Origin of the sequence: Streptomyces sp. NPDC057543 (assembly GCF_042801895.1) — a bacterium.
Taxonomy (GTDB): Bacteria; Actinomycetota; Actinomycetes; order Streptomycetales; family Streptomycetaceae; genus Streptomyces.
The window spans coordinates 17,509-37,960 of sequence record NZ_JBHVFF010000008.1; the positions used below are offsets into that span (position 1 = coordinate 17,509).

Genomic DNA, 20,452 nt, shown 5'->3' on the forward strand with positions numbered 1-20,452 from the left:
TCTCCGGGCCTCGCGGCACCCACCCGCCGCGGACATGAAACCGCCCGGGAGGAAGCGAGAGCTCCTCCCGGGCGGTTCGTTTCGGAGCCGGACCCGGCTCAGGGTTCAGCGGGCCGACGGGTTCAGAACGTCAGCTTGAAGCTGTTGATCTTGCCGGTGTCGCCCGAGTAGACGTCCTGGACCTTCAGCTTCCAGGTTCCGTTCGCCGCCACGGACGACGCGTTGACCGTGTACGTCGTCTGGACGTTGTCCGCCGAGTCGGAGATCGAGGCGTTCTTCAGCCGGTAGGTCGTACCGTTCGGGGCGACGAGGTCGATGACCAGGTCACCGCGCCAGGTGTGGGTGATGTCCACGCCGACCTTGAGGGCGCTGGGCGCGTTGCCCGTGATGCCGGTGACGTTGACCGAGGTGGTGACGGCCGCGCCGCCGTCCGGGATGGCGACGGAGGTGGTGTTCTCGAAGACCGTGCCGGTGCCGGGGTCACCGCCACCGGAGCGCGAGCCGACGTTGATGCCCGCCCAGGCGTCGGCGACGGCCTTGTACTCGGCGCTGGTCGTGCCGTACAGCTCACCGGCCGCGGCCAGGGTGCCGGTGCGGGCCGCCGCGTAGTTCGTGGTGGAGGTGAACTTGGTGGTGAGCGCCTTGAACCAGATCTGCGCGGCCTTGTCGCGGCCGATGCCGGTCACCGGCAGGCCGTCGGAGGTCGGCGAGTCGTAGTTGACGCCGTTGATGGTCTTGGCGCCGCTGCCCTCGGAGAGCAGGTAGAAGAAGTGGTTCGCCGGCCCCGAGGAGTAGTGGACGTCGACGTTGCCGATGCCCGAGTACCAGGCGTCCTTGGACGCGCCGTCCTTGCTCGGCTTGTCCATGTAGCGCAGCGGGCTGCCGTCGCCGTTGATGTCGATCTTCTCGCCGATGAGGTAGTCGCCCTTGTCGGTGGCGTTGTTGGCGTAGAACTCGACCGCGGTGGCCATGATGTCGCTGGTCGCCTCGTTGAGGCCACCGGACTCACCGCTGTAGACCAGGTTTGCGGTGGCGGCGGTGACGCCGTGCGTCATCTCGTGCGCGGCCACGTCGAGGGCGGTCAGCGGGTGCGCGTTGCCGCTGCCGTCGCCGTACGTCATGCAGAAGCAGCTGTCCTGCCAGAAGGCGTTGACGTAGTTGTTGCCGTAGTGGACGCGGGAGTACGCGCCGACGCCGTCGCCCCGGATGCCGGTGCGGCCGTGGACGTTCTTGTAGTAGTCCCAGGTCTCCGCCGCGCCGTAGTGCGCGTCGGCGGCGGCCGTCTCGGCGTTCGACGGGTTGCCGTTGCCCCACACGTCGGTGGAGTTGGTGAACAGCGTCCCGGTGCCGGAGGTGCCGTGGTTCAGGTTGTACGTCTTGTGGTTGCCGCGGCCCGTGTCGGTCAGCGAGTACGACGGCGCGGTGCCGAGGGTGACCTGGCCGCTGTACTCGGTGTTGCCGACGCCGTTCTCGATCGCCTGCCACTCGTACAGCTTCGCGCCGGAGGCCGCGTCCGTGATGACGTGCAGCTCGTTCGGGGTGCCGTCGTCCTGGAGCCCGCCGACGACGGTCTCGTAGGCGAGCTGCGGCTTGCCCTGCGCCATCCAGACCACCTTGCGGGGTGCCCGGTCGGCCTCGGTCTTCTTGGAGCCGTCGGCCTTGGCGAGGCCGAGCGCCTGCTTCTCGGCCGCGGCGGGCGCGATGTCGGCCGTCGTGTCCACGGCCTTCAGCTGGCCGCTGGTGACCTTGGACGCCTTGGTGACGCTCTTGGCCGCGCCGGCCTTGGACTCCTGGACGACCAGGTCGCCACCGAGCACCGGAAGTCCGGCGAAGGTGCGCTCGTAACGCGTGTGCGTGGTGCCGTCGTTGTCCTGGATGACATCCCGGACGACGAGCTTCTCCTGAGCGCCGAGACCGAGTTCCTTGGCCGTGGCCGCCTTGCTCGCGTCGGCCTCGCGGATCAGCTCGGCGCGCTGGGACGGGGTGAGCTGCTTGGCCAGCGCACCGTGCTTGGCGCCGGCGGTCGCCGCCGTTGCGGTGGTGCTGCCGGGAGTGGCAGTGGCCGTACCGGTCTGGACTCCGACGGCGAGGAGGGCTGCTGCGGCTATCAGAGCGCCGGTCGCGGTGGCACGACGGCTGGGCGTGGATCTCACGCGGACTCCTTCTGCGAGGGGGGTACCGGCGGCAGGGTGGCCGTCGGAAGAACGAGAAGTGCGCAGAACGGGGTGAAGAGTGTCAGCCGGAAGACGGTCCTGTCAGGACCGCGTCAACAAGTTGGCCGGAAGTCGTCCGTTGCCATAAAGGTCATGTTCGTTAAGCGGACGTTTCGCCGATCATCATCGCGACGTCATCCAGCGTCCTGGGCAGGCCGAATTCGAAGAGTTCGTCGAGATCAAGCTCGAACTCACCGTGTTCGAACAGCGAGTTGAGGAAGGGGTAGTCGCCACTGGCCGAGATGGCATCGAACTGTGGCTCATTTCTTACCATCCACTTTGCGGCGGACAGCGGGCGAACAGCGTGAGATGGATGTGCGGCATCGTGCGCGGCGGCAGCGCCGTGCCCGCCGGTCGCGGGGTACGACGCCCGGCGGGCGTTCACCGCGGAGGTGGGCGGCGTGGTGGCGACGCGGCGGATGGGCACCTCGGACATCCCCTCGGCGTCGGCCGGTCCGAGCGCGGTGCGCACGATGCGCTCACGGCTCACGGCTCACGGCTCAGGGCTCGCGGCTCAGGGCTCGCGGCTCAGGGCTCGTGGGTCACAGGTGACAGGTCACAGGTCAGGACTCAGGGTCGAGGCCGTGCCCCGGCCCGGTGACCCCTGGCGGGCGACGCTCGACGACGGCCGTGCCTGGGAGAAGGCACGGCCGTCGATGGAGCCCGCCGCCCCGTGCGCGGCGGGGTGCGTCAGCGCGTGGTGAGCACCATCCGGAAGCGGGCCGCGCCGGACATCATCTTCCGGTACGCCTCCTCGGCCGCGTCCAGCGGCACGGTCTCGGTCATCGGGCGGATTCCGCGCAGGGCGCTGAACGCCAGGGTGTCCTGGACGTCCTGCGCGGTGCCGGACGGGTGGCCCCGGACGACCTTGCCGCTCATGAGCAGCTGGGTCGGGCTGATTCCCAGCGGTTCGGGATCCGCGCCGATGACGACCAGCTCGCCGCGGGGCGCGAGGCCGTCCACGGTCGCCGTGATGGCCCCGGAGGCGGCCGCGGTGGCCAGGACGACCTTGGCACCGCCGAGGGCCTGCAGCGCGTCCGCGACGGTGGTGTCCGCCGTACTGTCGATGTAGTGGTGCGCGCCGAGTTCCTTCGCGAAATCGGCCTTGGCGGCTCCGCGGGCGATGGCCACGGTCTCGAAGCCCATCGCGGCCGCGTACTGCACACCCAGATGGCCGAGGCCGCCGATGCCGAGCACGGCGACCAGGTCACCCGGCCGCGCGGAGCTGCGCCGCAGCCCGTTGTACGTGGTCACCCCCGCGCAGGCCATGGGCGCCGCATCGACCGCGTCCAGCGCGTCGGGGATCCGGGCCAGGGCGTCCACCGGTGCGATCACCGTCTCGGCGTAGCCTCCGTCGTACGCCCACCCGGGCACCTTCAGGTACTGGCACACCATGAAGTCGCCCTGCCTGCAGGGTGTGCAGTGGCCACAGCTGCCGCCGAACCAGCCCACCGCCACCCGGTCGCCCACCCGCCAGGCGTTCTCCGCCCCCTCGCCGAGCTCCTCGATCCGCCCGGCGATCTCATGCCCGGGGACCACCGGGAACCGTACGCCCGGAAGCGCGTCGTTCACGAACAAGGCGTCACTGTGGCAGACCCCGCAGGCATCCACGGCCACCCGTACATGACCGGGGCCCGGCCGGGGCACCTCACGCTCGACGATCTCGAACGGACCGCCGGCGGCTGCGACCTGCGCGGCCCGATAGACGCTGGAGACGCTCATCTGGATCTCTCCGGGATACGAGGACACGGGTGGACGGCCCCCCGGAATCAGCAGACCAGCTCCGGCCCGATCACGCACGCCGGGCGGCGCGGACGAGGGGTGGGCACGGGGCCCGTCGGCACCCCCCTCGTCGTCAGCGCCGGTCATGTTTCCTCAGCCCACGCAGCGTTGCGGCGGCGTCCACCGCTGCCGTCCCGGCGCCGGTTTTGGACCGGTCCCGGCCGAGAGTCGAAGACCATCTCAAGTGGCCCCGGTCCCGTCGTACCCGGACGCACGTCCCGGCGCGTCAGCCGGCGAACCCCGGCACCACCAGACCGGACTCGTACGCGATGACCACCGCGTGGGTCCGGTTCTGCGCGCCGAGCTTGGTCAACACGTTTCCGACGTGGGTCTTCACCGTCTCCAGACTCACCGTGAGCGACTCCGCGATCTCCGGGTTGGACAGGCCGGTGGCCATCAATCGCAGCACCTCCTCCTCCCGCCCCGTCAGTGCCGCCTTCGGCAATGCCTCGGCGGAGCCCAGCGGACGGGCGGCGACCATCCGGCGCAGTGCCGCCGGGAAGAGGATCGCCTCTCCCGCCGCCACCACCCGTACCGCCTCCGCGATCTGCCGGACCGGACGCCGCTTGAGCACGAACCCACTGGCCCCCGCGCTGAGCGCGGCGGTGACGTAGCCGTCGTTCTCGAAGGTGGTGATCACCACGACCTTCGGCGGTTCGGCCGACTCGGCCAGCAGTTGCCGGGTGGCCTCGATCCCGTTGCGACGCGGCATCCGCACATCCATCAGGACCACGTCCGGCCGCAATTGCCGCACCTGCTCGACCGCGTCGACGCCGTCGGCGGCCTCCCCGACCACCGTGATCCCCGGCTGTGCCGCGAGCAGCATGCGCAGACCGCTGCGGGTCACCTCGTCGTCGTCCGCGATCAGGAGGGTGACGGGGGTGCCGGCAGAGCTGGTGGTGGCGGGGCCGGTGCCGGTGCCAGTCCTGACGGCTGCGCTCGCGTCAGGGCTGGTCGCGACGGCCGCGCTCGCGTCGGAGCCGATCATGCCGACAACCGTACCGGCAGCCGGACTGTCAACCGCCAGTGCTGCGGCCCGTCCGGGCCGGCCTCGATCTCACCGTGCAGCAGCCGCACGCGCTCGGCCAGCCCGGGCAGGCCGTGCCCGGACGTCGGGAAGGCGCCCGGGCCCCTGCCTGTGCCCGTCCCCGCCCGGGTCCGGTTGACCACGCCGAGCTCCAGTCCGTCCGACGCGGCCGCCACCCGGACCTCGATCGGACCACCCGCCCCGTGCCGCAACGCGTTCGTCAATCCTTCCTGCAGGATCCGGTACGCCGCCCGGGAGAGCGTCCCCTGCACCTGCGTCAACTCGCCCGACAACTCCGGCTCCACCACCGCCCCCGCGTGCCGCAACCGGTCCAGCAGCTCGGGCAGGTCGGCCAAGGTCCGGGTCGGCGCTGTCCCCGCCTTCTCCTCGCGCAGCACGCCCAGCACGTAATCCAGGTCCTCCAGCGCGGCTCGGGCCGACTCCTCGATGCTGCGCAGGGCGGCCCGTGCCGCTACCGGGTCGGCGGAGAGCACCTCGCCCGCCACCGCCGCCTGGATCGTGGCCGCCGTCAGCGTGTGCCCGATCGAGTCGTGCAACTCGTGGGCCAGTCGGTTACGTTCGGCCAGCAGCAGCTCCCGCTCGGCCGCCAGCGCGAGCCGCTCGGCCGAGGACGGCCCCAACAGCCTCGGCGCCAACCACCGCAGAGCGTTCGCCACCACCGCACACACCGTCGCCGCCAGCAGCACACAGCCGAGCGCCACCGCCCAGCTTCCCCAGCCGCCCCTCGCCCGCACCGACCAGCCGAACAAGCTCAGCCCCGCCTCGGCGCCGAGCCAATTCCCCGGCAGGACCAGGCCCGCGAGGATCAGTGCACCGCTCACCAGCGCCCCCGCCCACCCCAGTGCCACGTGCAGCAGCAGCCAGACCGAAGTCCGCCAGCGGTCCGCGCCGGACGGCACGGCGTGGGTCGGCGCGGCAGGGTCCGGCGCAGTGGGAGTCGGCCCGGTGTCGGGTGAACTCGCCCGCTGACGACCGGCCACCGGATCCGGCAACGGCACCCTCAGTAGTCGACGGGAGAACGCGATCAGCACCCGTCGCGTGGTGCGGGCCAGCCCGACCACACCGATCAGTGCCGCCCAGACCAGCAGGGCCAGAACGCCCTGCACTTCATAGGGGACGGATCGCCACGCCAGCACCGGCAGCAATGCGAAAAGCAGCAGCGGAATGCTCGCCAACGCACCGCAATAGGCGAACAGCGCACCCGCATACGTGGAGCCGCGCAGCAGCGGCCGGATTCCCCTGATCATAATCGGCCAGTATGACCGGGAAGCTCGCCGGCGGCCTCCCCCGATCGAGGGAGCATAATCTCCCGCCTTCCCGCGATGTGCGCCCGAGACCCCGGAAATCAGAATCGTGTCCTGCCCAGTTGAGCGGGAGGACGGATGATGAACACGCAAGGGACAGAGACGTCGCCGAATCACACGGCGCCGGCTGAGGCTGTGTCGACTCGGACGGCGTCAACGCCTGGCCGGCCGGCGCCGAGTCGGGCGGCATCGACTCGGGCCGCCGGGGCGGACCCCCGATCTCCATATCGCCAGGGCCCCGGCTACGGCATGCAGCCTTCGGTCGGCAAGAAGGGCCTGGCCGTGGCCGCCATGGTGCTGGGCGTCATCAGCCTGATCACCTCGATCGTCTTCGTCGGCGGCCTGCTCGGCGTCATCGGCCTGATCCTGGGCATCGCCGCCCTGAAGAGGGCCAAGCGGACCGGCGCCGGCCGGGGCCAGTCCATCACCGGTGTAGTGACGTCGTTCATCGCGATCGTGATGTCCATCCTGGTCGCCGTCTTCATGGTCTGGTACGCCAACAAGACACAGGAGTGCTACCGGCCAGAGGGCATCCAGGAATACAAGCAGTGCGTCCACCAGCAGCTCGCCGGGCACTGACCGGGCACTGACCGGCGGCCTGCAGCACGGCCGGCGACGCCCCCGGCCCCGGCGCACCCTTGGGCGGCCGCCCCCACCGGACCCCAGGCCACGACGTCAAAGATCAGCACGAGGATCACGTCGGCTGTGCGCCGTAAGCCGGACAGTGATTCCCCTCCCGACGACGGACTCGCCAACCTCCCGCGCGTAAAAGGGGGGAAGGGCCAGTCACCTCTTCTCGACAAGGACAAGCATGAATATGCGAAACGGGCGAACAGCATCTCTTCTGGCTGCCGGCGCCGTGGCGACTTTCGTTTCGGCGCTCACACCTTCCATGGCTTTTGCCGCATCCGAGGCCTCTGTGGCCACGGACCCTCTGCGGCAGTACGCCCAACAGAAGCCTCGGTGGCAGCGCTGCGACGCGGAGAGCCCCGCCACCTTTCAATGCGCGACTCTCAAGGTGCCGCTGGACTACAGCGATCCCGGCGGGAAGAAGATCGGTATCGCTGTATCCCGGCTGAAGGCAAGCAGCGCAAAGGAACGTCGTGGCGTGCTGCTGCTCAACCCCGGCGGGTCGGGCCTTAATATGCCTGTCATCCCGGAATTGACATTTCCCGAGGAAGTGAAAAGACAGTACGACCTCATCGGGTTCGACCCGAGGGGCGTCGGGCAGAGCTCTCCCGTCAGCTGCGGCCTGACCGACGAGGAAAAGAACGATGAGCGCCCGTACAAGGCCGAGACATTCGCGAAGGACGTGGAGTGGGCGCGTACGGTGGCCGACCGGTGCCGGGCCAAGGAGGGTGACACACTGCGGCACCTCACCACCCGCAACACCGCTCGCGACATGGACGTCATTCGTGCCGTACTGGGAGAGAGGAAGATCTCCTACCTGGGGTTCTCCTACGGCACCTACCTCGGGGCCGTCTACACGCAGCTGTTCCCCCAGCGAACCGACCGTTTCGTGCTGGACAGTGCAACCGACCCCGCAGGGATCTGGCGGGGCATGTTCCAGGAGATGGCGGAAGGGGTCGAGCCGGCCATCACACGATGGAGCGAATGGACTTCCCAGCGAAGTACCACATACAACCTGGGCAATACCCCGGCCGAGGTCCGCGCGACCTTGTGGAAGCTGATCGCCCAGGCCGACCGCACGCCCATCGACTCCGGCGGTGGACCCCTCACCGGTGACGACATCCGCGCTGAGCTGCGCGCAGAGTTCTTCCGCGTTCAGACAGCTGCCGAAAGGGTCGCCGAGCTGAAGAAGGCGGCCGAGGACGAGAAGTCGGCCCTGTCAGGCACGCCCGAGCGGTCCCCGGGCCCGGTCCCGTCGGCGTTCGCCCGTGACATCCCCTCGGACAATGACGCCGCGAGTGCTTGGGCCGTCTTGTGCGCCGACACCCGTACGTGGCCGCGCGACCCGGAGCAGTACCGCCGCGACGCGATCCGCGACAAGGCCCGGTATCCGCTGTACGGCGATTTCGCGTCCAACATCAAGCCGTGTGCCTTCTGGAAGCAGGGCAGCGAGCCGCCGACAACAGTGAACAACAAGGTCGATGCACTGATCCTGCAGAACGAGTGGGATCCCCAAACGCCCCTGGCCGGAGCCCAGGGCATGCATCGGGCCCTGCAAAGCTCCCGGATGGTCACCGTCGCCGGGGGAGAGGGACACATCGTCTACGGCTCCAACTCCTGTGCGGACAAGAGCCTCACGGTCTATCTGACCACGGGCAGGCTCCCGGCCAAGGACCTGACCTGCCGAGCGTCGGCCGGGCAGTAGGGAGAGAGCCCGCACGCTTCCTGTTCCGACAGCTCCGGGAACGCTCAACCGCGCCTGACTGTCCGGTGTCGACGTTGACTTGGGGCCTCCCGCCGACGGCAGGCCCCACCTCTGGACCAGGCAGTCCTGCTCAACCCGGGCGATCGGGTGTTCTGTGCGGCTTCGCGTTCAGCGAGAAACGTGTCGAGGAGCTGGAACATCACGTCGATCGCGTGTTCTTCATCGTCCGGCGGCAGGTCCCACATGTTGCCCTGCTTGTCCGGCAGGGCGATGTGGAGGACTTGCCCGGACCATGCGTGGTTGCGGTCCTGGCCACGGTGGGCCGATAGCTACGGACCGTAACGGATGCGCATCGCTCCCCGGATTTGCGCATTCACCGTGCATCCTCGGCCGACATTACGCATCAACCAGCGGATCCTGGACGTTCGTCCCGTCACGTCAGGCTCTCCCGCCATGCCCGGTGCAGCCCCGCGAAGCGGCCCGTGCCGGCGATGAGTTCGGCCGGGGCGCCGTCCTCCACGATGCGGCCGTGCTCCATCACCAGGACCCGGTCCGCGATCTCCACGGTCGACAGGCGGTGGGCGATCACCACCGCGGTGCGGCCGTGGAGCACCGTGTCCATGGCCTGCTGCACCGCCCGTTCGCCGGGGATGTCCAGGGAGCTCGTCGCCTCGTCGAGGATCAGCACGGACGGGTTCGCGAGCAGGGCCCGGGCGAACGCGACCAACTGGCGCTGACCGGCCGAGATCCGGCCACCCCTCTTGCGTACGTCCGTGTCGTACCCCTCGGGCAGCCCGGCGATGAAATCGTGTGCGCCGATCGCCTTGGCGGCCTGCTCGATCTCCTCGCGGGTCGCGTCCGGGCTGCCGATCGCGATGTTCTCGGCGACCGTACCGGAGAACAGGAACGCCTCCTGGGTCACCATCACCACACCCCGCCGCAGCTCGGGCACGGCCAGATCCCGCAGATCGGTCCCGTCGAGCAGCACCCGGCCCTCGGTCGGGTCGTAGAAGCGGGCCAGCAGCTTGGCGAGCGTCGACTTGCCCGCGCCCGTCGAACCGACCACGGCGACGGTCTGACCGGCCGGGACCGTCAGATCGAAGCGGGGCAGCACCTCGCCACCCGTACGGTAGGCGAACCGCACCGAGTCGAAGACGACCTCGCGGCCCGGTTGCTCACCCGCGAGCGCGGGCAGGCCGACCGGATCCACCGTCTCGGGGACGGAGGGGGTTTGGGCCAGCAGCCCCGCGATCTTCTCCAGCGAAGCGGCGGCCGACTGGTAGGAGTTGAGGAACATGCCCAGCCGGTCGATCGGGTCGTACAGCCGACGCAGATAGAGCACGGCCGCGGCCAGCACACCGAGCGCCAGCGTGCCCGACGCCACCCGGTACGCACCCCACAGCACGATCCCCGCGACCGCCGTGTTGGCGACCAGCCGGGAGCTGACGACATAGCGCGCCATCTCCAGCATCGCGTCGCCGTTCGCCTGCCGGTGAGTGGAGTTGAGGCCCTCGAAGTGCGCGTCGTTGAGGCGCTCGCGGCGGAACGCCTGGACGGGCCGGATGCCGTTCATCGACTCGGCGAACTTCACGATGACCGCGGCGATCGCCGTCGACCGCGCCGCGTAGAGCACTCCGGCCCGCCGCTGGAAGCTCCGGACCAGCAGATACAGCGGGACGAAGGAGAGCACCGCCACCGCGCCGAGACCGAAGTCCAGCCAGAGGAGCACCAGGGAGATGGAGACGAAGGACAGGACGATGCCGATCAGCTCCTGGAGCCCCTCGCTGAGCAGTTCCCGCAGCGATTCCACATCCGTGGTGGAACGGGAGATCAGCCGCCCCGAGGTGTAGCGCTCATGGAAGTCCACGCTCAGCGCCTGCGCGTGACGGAAGATCCGGCCGCGTAGATCGAGCAGCACGTCCTGGTTGATCCGGGCGGAGACCATGATGAACGCGTACTGCATGAGCCCCGCGGCCGCCGAACACAGCGCGTACCCCACGGCCACCGCGATCAACGGCCCGTAGTCCGCGTCCCGGAACGCTGGCACACCGCTGTCGATGGCGTACGCGACGAGCAATGGGCCCGCCTGTACCGCCGCCTGCTGGATCAGCAGCAACAGCGCCGACACCAGCACCCGGCCCCGGTGCGGCCGGAGCAGCGACATCAGCAGCGCGCGGGTCGCACCGCGGGGCGTGGGCAGATCATCCCGGTCGAACCGGTCCCCGGCACCGTCGGAAGGGGACGGGCCCGCGGGCTCCTTCCGCGCGTCCGGCCGCCGGTCGGCTTCGGCGGGCCCGGTCGTCGTCGTACCGGTCGTCGTGCTGGTTGTCGGGCTGGTCATCGGGTACGGCCCTTCTCGGCAGGGACGTCCGGTACGAGATGGCCCTCGCCGGACAGGTCGGGGACGGCGTCCACGGCGGGGGCACCCTTCTGTGCGCCGGTGGCCCCCGACATCAGCCACGCGTACTCCGCGTTGCCGCGCAGCAGTTCCTGATGGGTGCCGACGGCAGTGATCCGGCCCTCGGAGAGCAGCGCCACCCGGTCCGCGAGCATCACGGTGGACGGCCGGTGCGCGACCACGATCGCCGTCGTCTCCTCCAGCACCTGCCGCAGCGCGGCCTCCACCAGCGTCTCCGTGTGCACGTCCAGGGCGGAGAGCGGATCGTCGAGCACCAGGAAGCGGGGCCGGCCGACCACGGCGCGGGCCAGCGCGATCCGCTGCCGCTGCCCGCCGGAGAGGCTGAGCCCCTGCTCGCCGACCTGGGTGCCGATGCCGTCGGGCAGGTCGTACACGAAGTCGGCCTGCGCGACAGCGAGCGCCCGCCGCAACTCGTCCTCCCCGGCGCCCTCGGCGCCCATCAGCACGTTCTCCCCGACGGTCGCCGAGAAGAGCGTCGGCTCCTCGAAGGCCACGGACACCAGCTTGCGCAGCTCCTGGCGGGGCATGGCGGTGATGTCCCTGCCGTCCAGGGTGATCCGCCCCCCGGTGGCCTCGTGCAGTCGAGGCACGAGCGCGGTGAGCGTCGTCTTCCCGGAGCCCGTGGCCCCGACCAGGGCCATCGTCTCGCCGGGGCGGATGCGCAGATCGATCCGGGACAGTACGGGTACGGATCCGGGCTCCGCGTCGGGATAGCGGAACTCCACGCCCTCGAAGACCATTTCGCCCCGGCCGTCGTCCGTGCCCTGCGGCGCGCGGCCGTCGGAGGCGGCCGCGTCCTCCTCCTCGGCCACGTCCATCACCTCGAAGAACCGCTCGGTCGCCGTCGCCGACTCCTGACTCATCGCCAGCAGGAAGCCGATCGACTCGATCGGCCACCGCAGCGCGAGCGCCGTCGACAGGAAGGCGACCAGCGTGCCCGCCGACAGGCCGCCATCGGCGACCTGGACGGTGCCGAGGACCAGCGCCGCCCCGATGGCCAGCTCGGGGATCGTGGTGATGACGGCCCAGATGCCCGCGAGGAGACGCGCCTTGCCCAGCTCCGTGCCGCGCAGGCGCTGCGAGAGGGCACGGAACGCGAGGGCCTGGCTGCGGTGCCGGCCGAAGCCCTTGATGATGCGGATGCCGAGCACGCTCTCCTCGACGACCGTCGTCAGATCACCGACCTGGTCCTGCGCCTGGCGCGCCACGACCGAGTACTTCGTCTCGAAGACCGAGCAGAGAATCACCAACGGCACCACCGGAGCGAGCAGGACCAGCCCCAGCGTCCACTGCTGCATCAGCAGAATGATGAAACCGATCAGGATCGTCGTGCCGTTGACCAGCAGGAACGTCAGCGGAAAGGCCAGGAACATGCGCAGCAGCATCAGGTCCGTGGTGCCGCGCGAGAGCAACTGCCCCGACGGCCAGCGGTCGTGGAACGCCACCGGCAGTCGCTGCAGATGCCGGTACAGGTCGGCCCGCATCGCCGCTTCGACCCCCGCCAGCGGCCGGGCCACCAGCCACCGGCGTATCCCGAAGAGCAGGGCCTCGGCGATGCCCAGCAGGAGGAGGTACAGCGCACCCAGCCAGACACCTCCCGGATCGCGGTCCGCCACCGGGCCGTCCACGATCCACTTCAGTACGAGAGGGATCACCAGACCCATGCACGAGGCGACTATCGCGACCAGCGCGGCGGCGGACAGGCGGTTGCGTACCGGCTTCACATAGGGCCACAACCTCAGCAGGGAGCGCGCGGCGGACCGTTCCTTGGGATCTACATGTTCTTCGGGCATCACAGTCGAGCCTACGGTTCACCACTGACATCGCTCATGTGGTTTTTCGGCCGTCCGGTGGTGCCGGAGCCCGCTGGTCGTACCCCGTATCAACCGATCGGCCGATGCCGCTTCGAGCGCGATGGACGATGGTGCGCGGGTTCCCCGGACACGATGCTCGTAGGCATGGCAATCATCGAAGTGGACGCGGTGCACAAGGCTTACGCCGGGCGCCCCGCGGTGGACGGAGTGAGCTTCGCCGTCGACGAGGGGGAGATCTTCGGGATCCTCGGCCCCAACGGAGCGGGCAAGACCACCACCGTCGAGTGCATCGAGGGGCTGCGGGTCCCCGACGCCGGTACGGTCCGGGTGGCCGGCCTCGACCCCGTCGCCGACCACGACCGGGTGACCGGGCTGCTCGGCGCACAGCTCCAGGAGAGCGAACTCCAGCCCAAGCTCACCGTGGCCGAGGCGCTGCAGCTGTACAGCGCCTTCTACCCGGACCCCGCCGACTGGCGCGCGCTGGCCGAACGGCTCGGTCTGCACACCATGTACGGCACCCGGTTCGCCAAGCTGTCCGGCGGTCAGAAGCAACGGCTGTCCATCGCGCTCGCCCTGGTCGGCAACCCGCGGGTCGTGGTCCTCGACGAGCTGACCACCGGTCTGGACCCGCGGGCCCGCCGGGACACCTGGAAGCTGATCGAGGACGTACGCGACAGCGGTGTGACGGTCCTTCTGGTCACCCACTTCATGGAGGAGGCCAACCGGCTCTGCGACCGTGTCGCCGTGATCGACAAGGGGAAGGTCGTCGCCCTCGACACCCCGTCCGGCCTGGTCAGCAGGGCCGGCAGCGCCACCGTCATCTCCTTCACCCCCGCACAGCCGCTCGACCCGGCCGAGCTGGATTCGCTGCCCGGTGCGGACTTTGTCGAACAGAAGGACGGCCGGATCGTCATCCACGGCAGCGACGAGACGGTCAACGCGGTGATCTCACTGCTGGCCCGCCACCGCATCACCGCACACCAACTCCGCGTCTCCGAAGCAACGCTGGACGACGCCTTCCTCGACCTCACAGAAGCAGAACAGGCGGCCTGAGATGACCACAGCGACCCCGGCCAGGACGACGGCCACCCCCACCCCATGGGCTGCGGTGCTCAGGACCGAGACGCGGCTCTTCCTCCGCGAACCCGGCAGCCTGTTCTGGGTCCTCGTCTTCCCGACCGCGCTGCTGACGATCCTCGGCCTGATCCCGTCCTTCCGGGACCCCGATGACGCGCTCGGTGGCCGCCGCGTCGTCGATCTGTACGTACCGGTGTCGGTGCTGCTCGCCATGATCATGGCCGGGATCGGGGCCATGCCGCCCATCCTCACCGGCTACCGCGAGCGCGGGATCCTGCGCCGGATGTCGACCACTCCGGTGCCGCCGTCCGCCCTGCTCACCGCGCAGATCGCCCTGCACGGCACCGCGGCTCTCGGCTCCGCCGCGCTGGTGATGACCGTCGGCCGCACCGTCTTCGGCGTGAGGCTGCCCGGACAGCCCTTCGGCTACGTCCTGGCGTTGCTCCTGGCGACCGCGAGCGTCCTCGGCCTCGGCGCGCTGCTGTGCGCGCTCTCGCGCACCACCAAGGCATCCTCCGCCATCGGCACGGTCGCCAACCTCGTGATGATGTTCACCGCCGGGGTCTGGATCCCGGTGCAGACCATGCCCGACACCCTCCGGCGCATCGTCGAGGTCACCCCGTTCGGCGCGGCTTCCCAGGCACTGGACCGGGCGGCGTCCGGCGGCTGGCCCGGCTGGGTACAGCTGGGCGTCATGGCGTTGTGGGCGGCCGTGGTGACCGGGCTGGCGACCCGGCTGTTCCGTTGGGAGTGACGGTTCCGGGGGAGAATCCCCCCATGAACGCGGGGGACATGACGGAGACGGGCACAGCCGGAGTGACGACGGCCGCGCAGTGGTGGGAACGGTTCTTCCGGTACGGGCCGTACGTTCTGCTCGGCCTGGCCACCGCGGCCTCTGCCGTGTCCGCCGAGCTCATCATGTCCCGCTCGGACGTGTACGCCGGCGCGGTGCTGGTCCCGGTGGTGCTCGTCCTCGAGATCTGGTGGGGACGGTACAGGGCGGCGGTCACTCCGCCTTCGCGGGCGGCGCAGTTCTACTTCGTCGCCCGCACGTCACTCGCCTTCGGACTGGCCTGGTGCAACCCGTTCTTCTCCATCTTCGCGGTTCTCGGCTACTTCGACGCCGGCCGGCTGCTCCCGCAACGGGCCATGCGCGCCGGGCTGCTGGCCACCGCCGTCATCATGGCGGGCTCGCAGTCCGGCAGCGGCCTCCCGCCGATCGGCCTCATGAAATGGATCGCCTTCGGCATCGTTTTCGCCCTCCACGCAACCATCACCCTGGTCTTCGCCCAGATCGGCGACCGGGAGGCCGAGCAGACCCGCGCCCAGGTCGACACCATCACCGAACTGGAGTCCGCCAACGCCCGCCTCGAACAGGCCATGGCGGAGAACGCGGGCCTGCACGCCCAACTCCTCGTCCAGGCCCGCGAAGCGGGCGTCGCGGACGAGCGCCGTCGGCTCGCCGCCGAGATCCACGACACGCTCGCGCAGGGACTGACCGGCATCATCGCCCAACTCCAGGTGGTCACCTCGATCACCGACACCGATCCGGCCCTGGCCCGGCAGCACCTCGACCGCGCCGCCGCCCTCGCCCGGCACAGCCTGGGCGAGGCACGCCGCTCGGTCCACGATCTGGTCCCCGTCGCACTGGAGCACGACGACCTCGTGGGCGCGCTGAAGAAGACCGTCACCGGCTGGGGCGAACGCCATGGGGTGCGGACCGAGTTCACCGTCACCGGTACCGCCGAGCCGGTCCACGACGAGATAGCCGCCACCCTGCTCCGTATCGCCGAGGAGGCCCTCGCCAACGCCGGCCGCCATGCCGGGGCCTCACGCATCGGCATCACCCTGTCCTTCATGGGTGAGGAACTCGCCCTGGACGTACGGGACGACGGCCGCGGCTTCGACCCCGACGCCCTGCCGCCGCGCCGCCGCGGCGCGGGCGGATTCGGGCTCGGCGGCATGCGGGCCCGCGCCGAACGCATCGCGGGCACCGTCGAGGTGGAGACGGAACCGGGGCGTGGCACGGCGGTCTGCGCCCGGGTGCCCCTGGTACGGCACGGCTGATGACCAGTACGGTTGCCCTGCCATGGCTGAGGATTCCGCACGCGTCATCACGCTCGTCGTCGTAGACGACCACCCCGTCGTACGGGACGGTCTGCGCGGCATGTTCGACTCCGACCCGGGGTTCCGGGTCCTCGGGGAGGCGCCGGACGGGGTGGCGGGTGTCGACCTCGTGGCCCGGCTCGACCCCGACGTCGTCCTGATGGATCTGCGGATGCCGGGCGGCGGCGGAGTCGCCGCCATCGCCGAACTGACCGGGCGCGGCGTCCGCGCCAAGGTGCTGGTCCTCACCACGTACGACACCGACTCCGACACCCTCCCCGCGATCGAGGCCGGCGCGACCGGCTATCTCCTCAAGGACGCGCCCCGTGAGGAGCTGTTCACCGCCGTCCGCGCCGCCGCCGACGGCCGCACCGTGCTCTCGCCCGCCGTCGCCTCCCGCCTCGTCTCCCGGGTGCGCACACCGGTGGCGCCGGGCCACGAGTCACTGTCGGCCCGGGAGCGCGAGGTGCTCGAACTCGTCGCGAAGGGCACCTCGAACCGGGAGATAGCCGCCGAACTGTTCATCAGCGAGGCCACCGTGAAGACCCACCTCACCCATGTCTTCGCCAAGCTCGGCGCCAAGGACCGGGCCGCCGCCGTGGCGATCGGCTACGACCGGGGCATCCTGGGCTGACCCTCCCCGACGTCATTCCCCGGCCCTCGTTCCCGGCCCTCATTCCCTGACCCGCAGCAGCAGCACCGATCTGGCCGGCACGGTCAGCACCGTGCCGCCCGGGTGAACGGTGCCCGGCGCCTCGGCCTGGTCCTCCCGTGAGGTGTCCAGAACCAGTTCGTAACTCTGCGCCCACGGCGGTCCGGGCAGCAGGAAGCCGCTCGGCCGGTGGTCCGCGTGCAGGATCGCCAGGAAGCTGTCGTCCGTGACGGGTTCGCCGCGCGCGTCCCGGCCGGGGATGTCGCGCCCTGAGAGATAGAGCCCGACCGTCGCGGCCGGTGCGTACCAGTCCTCCTCCGTCATCTCCGCGCCCTGCCGGGTGAACCACGCCAGATCCCGCAGCCCGTCCGCCGCCTGCGCACGCCCGGAGAAGAAGGCGCGACGGCGCAGCACGGGGTGGGTGTGGCGCAGGGCGAGGACCCGGGAGGTCAGCTCGGTCAGCGCCCGCCACTCCGGCCGGTCGAGCAGGGACCAGTCCACCCAGCTGACCTCGTTGTCCTGGCAGTACGCGTTGTTGTTGCCGCCCTGCGTCCGGCCCATCTCGTCGCCCGCGACCAGCATCGGCACACCTGTCGACAGCAGGAGGGTGGTGAGCAGATTGCGCAGCTGGCGGCGGCGCAGCGCGTTGACGGCGGGGTCGTCGCTCTCACCCTCGACGCCGCAGTTCCAGGCCCGGTTGTCCGAGGTGCCGTCCCGGTTGTCCTCACCGTTGGCCTCGTTGTGCTTCTGCTCGTAACTGACCAGATCGCGCAGGGTGAAGCCGTCGTGCGCGGTGATGAAGTTGACCGAGGCGTACGGGCGCCGGCCGCCCCACGCGTACAGATCGCTGGACCCGGTCAGCCGGTAGCCGAGATCCCGTACATCGGGCAGGGCGCCGCGCCAGAAGTCCCGTACGGCGTCCCGGTAGCGGTCGTTCCACTCGGTCCAGAGCGGGGGGAAGGCGCCGACCTGGTACCCGCCGTTGCCGACGTCCCACGGCTCGGCGATCAGCTTCACCCGGCGCAGCACCGGGTCCTGGGCGATCACCGCGAGGAACGGGGAGAGCATGTCGACGTCGTGCATCGAGCGGGCCAGCGCGGCCGCCAGATCGAAGCGGAAACCGTCGACGCCCATCTCCGTGACCCAGTATCGCAGCGAGTCCGTGATCAGGCGCAGGACGTGCGGCTGGACCACGTGCAGGGTGTTGCCGCAGCCGGTGTAGTCCGCGTACCTGCGGGCGTCCGGCTGGAGGCGGTAGTAGCCGCGGTTGTCGATGCCGCGCAGCGACAGCATCGGACCCAGCTCGCTCGCCTCCGCCGTGTGGTTGTAGACCACGTCGAGGATCACCTCGATCCCGGCGTCGTGCAGGGCCCGCACCATCCGCTTGAACTCGCCGACCTGCTGGCCCGCGGTCCCGCTCGCGGAGTAGTCGGCGTGCGGGGCGAAGTAGCCGATGGAGTTGTAGCCCCAGTAGTTGTGCAGACCGCGCCGGAGCAGATGGTCCTCGTGGGCGAACTGATGCACCGGCAGCAGTTCCACCGCCGTCACTCCCAGCCGTCGCAGATGGTCGAGCGCGGCCGGATGGGCGAGACCGGCGTACGTGCCCCGCAGCTCCTCCGGGATCCCGGGGTGCAGCTCGGTGAAGCCGCGCACATGCAGCTCGTAGATGACGGAGTCCGCCCACGGGGTCTTGGGGCGGCGGTCCTCCGCCCAGTCGTCGTCATCGTGGACGACGACGCCCTTCGGGACGTACGGAGCGGAGTCCCGCTCGTCGCGCACGGTGTCGGCGACCTGCTGGTGCGGCCAGTCCCGCACATGGCCGTACACCTCGGCCGGGAGGGTGAACGAGCCGTCCACGGCACGCGCGTACGGGTCCAGGAGCAGCTTCGCCGCGTTCCAGCGCGCACCGGTCCAGGGGTCCCAGCGGCCGTGCACCCGGTAGCCGTACCGCTGACCCGGGCGTACGCCCGGCACGAAGCCGTGCCAGATCTCATGAGTCAGTTCGGTCAGCGCAAGCCGCCGCTCGTTTCCCTCCTCGTCGAAGAGACAGAGCTCGACGGCCTCCGCACCGCCCGCCCAGAGCGCGAAATTGGTGCCCGCCACCCCGTCGGGGCCCACCCGGAAGCGGGCCCCGAGCGGCATCGAGGCACCGGGCCACACGGCGGCCGGCCGCCCCGGCACGGCCTCCGGCGCGCTCTCCCGCTCCTCCGTCTCTCCGGTCTCCTGCACCGCCTCCTGCTCGGCTGCGCTCGACACCTGCTCGCCTCCTGCGGCTCGTGGGGACCGGCACCGAAAAGGAGCACACGGCGTCCCGGCCGCGGCTCCCCGAGTGTGGTCCTCCCCTCTGTTCTGCCCACACCGGCGCCAGGACTCACGTTTCCCCCGACCGGCCCCCGTCGTTGGGGGGACGTGAACCACGTAGCGAAGAGAGCGGTGGCGAGCCCGGCCACCGCGCTGACATGGGCAGGACTGTTGACCCTGCTGGCCCTGCTGAGCGGCTGCACCGACTCCGGATCCGTCTCCAACGGGAAGGCGCGCTCCCCGCAGGACGCGATCCTGATCACCCCGAGCGACGGGGCGAAGAACGTAGGCCCGGACGACCGGATGGAGGTGAGGGTCCCCGACGGGCGGCTGGAGAGCGTCAAGGTGGCGCGGATCGAGGACGCGCAGAGCCAGGAGGTGCCGGGCCGGATCGCGCACGACGGTACCTCCTGGACTCCGTGGGGGAAGACGGGCCGGTTCAGGCTCGCCGCCAAGTACAGCGTCGACGCGGTGGCCGTGGACGCCGCCGGGCACCGCTCGGCCCGCCACACCACCTTCACCACGGCGGTCCCCGAACACCGGTTCATCGGCTACTTCAAGCCGGAGAACGGGTCCACGGTCGGCACCGGAATGATTGTCTCCTTCGACTTCAACCGCCCGGTCGAGAACCACGCGGCCGTGCAGCGGGCCATCCGGGTGAGCTCCGTGCCGGCGGTCGAGGTGGTGGGCCACTGGTTCGGCAACGACCGCCTCGACTTCCGGCCCGCCACCTACTGGAAGCCGGGTACCGAGGTCACCGTCGAGGTGGGGCTGCGGGATGTGGAGGGTGCGCCGCACGTGTACGGGACCCAGGACAAGACGGTCGCCTTCACGGTGGGCCGCTCGCAGACGTCCCTGGTCGACGCGGCCGCCCACACCATGGAGGTACGCCGCGACGGCCGGCTCGTCTCCACGGTCCCGATCACGACGGGCTACCCCGGGAGGGACACGTACAACGGGAAGATGGTGGTCAGCGAGATGTACGACGTGACCAGGATGGACGGCCGCACGGTCGGTTTCGGCGGCGAGTACGACATCAAGGACGTCCCGCACGCCCTCCGGCTCACCAGCTCCGGCACGTTCCTGCACGGCAACTACTGGTCGGACGAGGACGTCTTCGGCTCGGACAACGTCAGCCACGGCTGCGTCGGGCTGCGCGATGTGCGGGGCGGCAGCAGCGACACCCCGGCCGGCTGGTTCTTCGACCGGACACTCATCGGCGATGTCGTCGAGGTGGTCAACTCCAAGGACAAGCAGGTCGCGCCCGACAACGGTCTCGGAGGCTGGAATCTGAACTGGAATCAGTGGAAGGCCGGCTCCGCCCTCAGCTGATCTCCCGCCACCTCCGTACCCCGTGTCACCTGGAGAAGTTCCGGAACGAGTTGGGACTGAACGGTGACA

At 70.2% G+C, this 20,452-nt stretch carries 15 protein-coding genes; 7 read left to right on the forward strand and 8 right to left on the reverse strand.

The genetic code is table 11. From position 1 onward, the window contains the following. Positions 1-122 precede the first annotated feature (122 nt). The 5 genes from ACFU8Q_RS02895 to ACFU8Q_RS02915 all read right to left on the reverse strand — a co-directional run bounded on the left by ACFU8Q_RS02895 (position 123) and on the right by ACFU8Q_RS02915 (position 6,290). The gene (locus tag ACFU8Q_RS02895; RefSeq protein WP_384447038.1) at positions 123-2,153 is read right to left on the reverse strand and encodes a M4 family metallopeptidase; all 2,031 of its coding nucleotides are present in this window, start codon (positions 2,151-2,153) and stop codon (positions 123-125) included. A gap of 160 nt (positions 2,154-2,313) precedes the next feature. After that, positions 2,314-2,703 carry a hypothetical protein gene (locus ACFU8Q_RS02900; protein ID WP_384447039.1) on the reverse strand — a complete coding sequence of 130 codons (390 nt, stop codon included), beginning with the start codon at positions 2,701-2,703 and terminating at the stop codon, positions 2,314-2,316. Between the two features lie 200 nt (positions 2,704-2,903). Beyond that, positions 2,904-3,935, reverse strand: a complete 1,032-nt coding sequence (locus tag ACFU8Q_RS02905; protein ID WP_384447040.1) for an alcohol dehydrogenase — start codon at positions 3,933-3,935, stop codon at positions 2,904-2,906. Positions 3,936-4,221: 286 nt separating this feature from the next. After that, a complete protein-coding gene (locus tag ACFU8Q_RS02910; RefSeq protein WP_384447041.1) occupies positions 4,222-4,983 on the reverse strand; it encodes a response regulator in 762 nt (253 codons plus the stop codon). Next, positions 4,980-6,290 carry a sensor histidine kinase gene (locus ACFU8Q_RS02915; protein ID WP_384447043.1) on the reverse strand — a complete coding sequence of 437 codons (1,311 nt, stop codon included), beginning with the start codon at positions 6,288-6,290 and terminating at the stop codon, positions 4,980-4,982. Before ACFU8Q_RS02915 ends, ACFU8Q_RS02910 begins: the two co-directional genes overlap by 4 nt. A 306-nt stretch (positions 6,291-6,596) precedes the next feature. On the opposite strand from ACFU8Q_RS02915, the gene ACFU8Q_RS02920 reads away from it, so the two are divergent. Both ACFU8Q_RS02920 and ACFU8Q_RS02925 read left to right on the forward strand, forming a co-directional pair. Beyond that, positions 6,597-6,926 carry a DUF4190 domain-containing protein gene (locus ACFU8Q_RS02920; protein WP_384447044.1) on the forward strand — a complete coding sequence of 110 codons (330 nt, stop codon included), beginning with the start codon at positions 6,597-6,599 and terminating at the stop codon, positions 6,924-6,926. A gap of 340 nt (positions 6,927-7,266) precedes the next feature. Then, positions 7,267-8,682 carry an alpha/beta hydrolase gene (locus ACFU8Q_RS02925; RefSeq protein WP_384447045.1) on the forward strand — a complete coding sequence of 472 codons (1,416 nt, stop codon included), beginning with the start codon at positions 7,267-7,269 and terminating at the stop codon, positions 8,680-8,682. A gap of 433 nt (positions 8,683-9,115) precedes the next feature. Here ACFU8Q_RS02925 and ACFU8Q_RS02930 read toward each other — a convergent pair whose 3' ends face one another. Then, entirely contained in the window at positions 9,116-11,023 is a 1,908-nt protein-coding gene (locus ACFU8Q_RS02930; RefSeq protein ID WP_384447046.1) for an ABC transporter ATP-binding protein, read from the reverse strand. After that, positions 11,020-12,894 carry an ABC transporter ATP-binding protein gene (locus ACFU8Q_RS02935; protein WP_384447048.1) on the reverse strand — a complete coding sequence of 625 codons (1,875 nt, stop codon included), beginning with the start codon at positions 12,892-12,894 and terminating at the stop codon, positions 11,020-11,022. The genes ACFU8Q_RS02930 and ACFU8Q_RS02935 overlap by 4 nt, the downstream gene beginning before the upstream one ends. Before the next feature lie 165 nt (positions 12,895-13,059). Here ACFU8Q_RS02935 and ACFU8Q_RS02940 point away from each other — a divergent pair, with 165 nt between their 5' ends. From ACFU8Q_RS02940 to ACFU8Q_RS02955, 4 genes are read left to right on the forward strand one after another with little or no spacing between them, the layout of a single operon-like run. After that, entirely contained in the window at positions 13,060-13,968 is a 909-nt protein-coding gene (locus ACFU8Q_RS02940) for an ATP-binding cassette domain-containing protein (RefSeq protein WP_384447049.1), read from the forward strand. Between the two features lies 1 nt (position 13,969). Next, positions 13,970-14,746 (forward strand): ABC transporter permease, encoded by a 777-nt coding sequence (locus tag ACFU8Q_RS02945; protein WP_384447051.1) that lies wholly within the window; start codon positions 13,970-13,972, stop codon positions 14,744-14,746. A gap of 23 nt (positions 14,747-14,769) precedes the next feature. Further along, on the forward strand, positions 14,770-16,059 hold the full coding sequence (locus ACFU8Q_RS02950) for a sensor histidine kinase (RefSeq protein WP_384447053.1): 1,290 nt from the start codon (positions 14,770-14,772) through the stop codon (positions 16,057-16,059). Positions 16,060-16,081: 22 nt separating this feature from the next. Further along, on the forward strand, positions 16,082-16,732 hold the full coding sequence (locus ACFU8Q_RS02955; protein WP_384447055.1) for a response regulator: 651 nt from the start codon (positions 16,082-16,084) through the stop codon (positions 16,730-16,732). A gap of 39 nt (positions 16,733-16,771) precedes the next feature. Here the strand turns inward: ACFU8Q_RS02955 and glgX are convergent, their stop codons facing one another. Then, on the reverse strand, positions 16,772-19,006 hold the full coding sequence (glgX, locus tag ACFU8Q_RS02960; protein WP_384447056.1) for a glycogen debranching protein GlgX: 2,235 nt from the start codon (positions 19,004-19,006) through the stop codon (positions 16,772-16,774). A 153-nt stretch (positions 19,007-19,159) separates the two neighbouring features. Between glgX and ACFU8Q_RS02965 the strand changes: the two genes are divergently transcribed. Beyond that, on the forward strand, positions 19,160-20,383 hold the full coding sequence (locus tag ACFU8Q_RS02965; RefSeq protein ID WP_384447058.1) for an Ig-like domain-containing protein: 1,224 nt from the start codon (positions 19,160-19,162) through the stop codon (positions 20,381-20,383). Positions 20,384-20,452 lie beyond the last annotated feature (69 nt).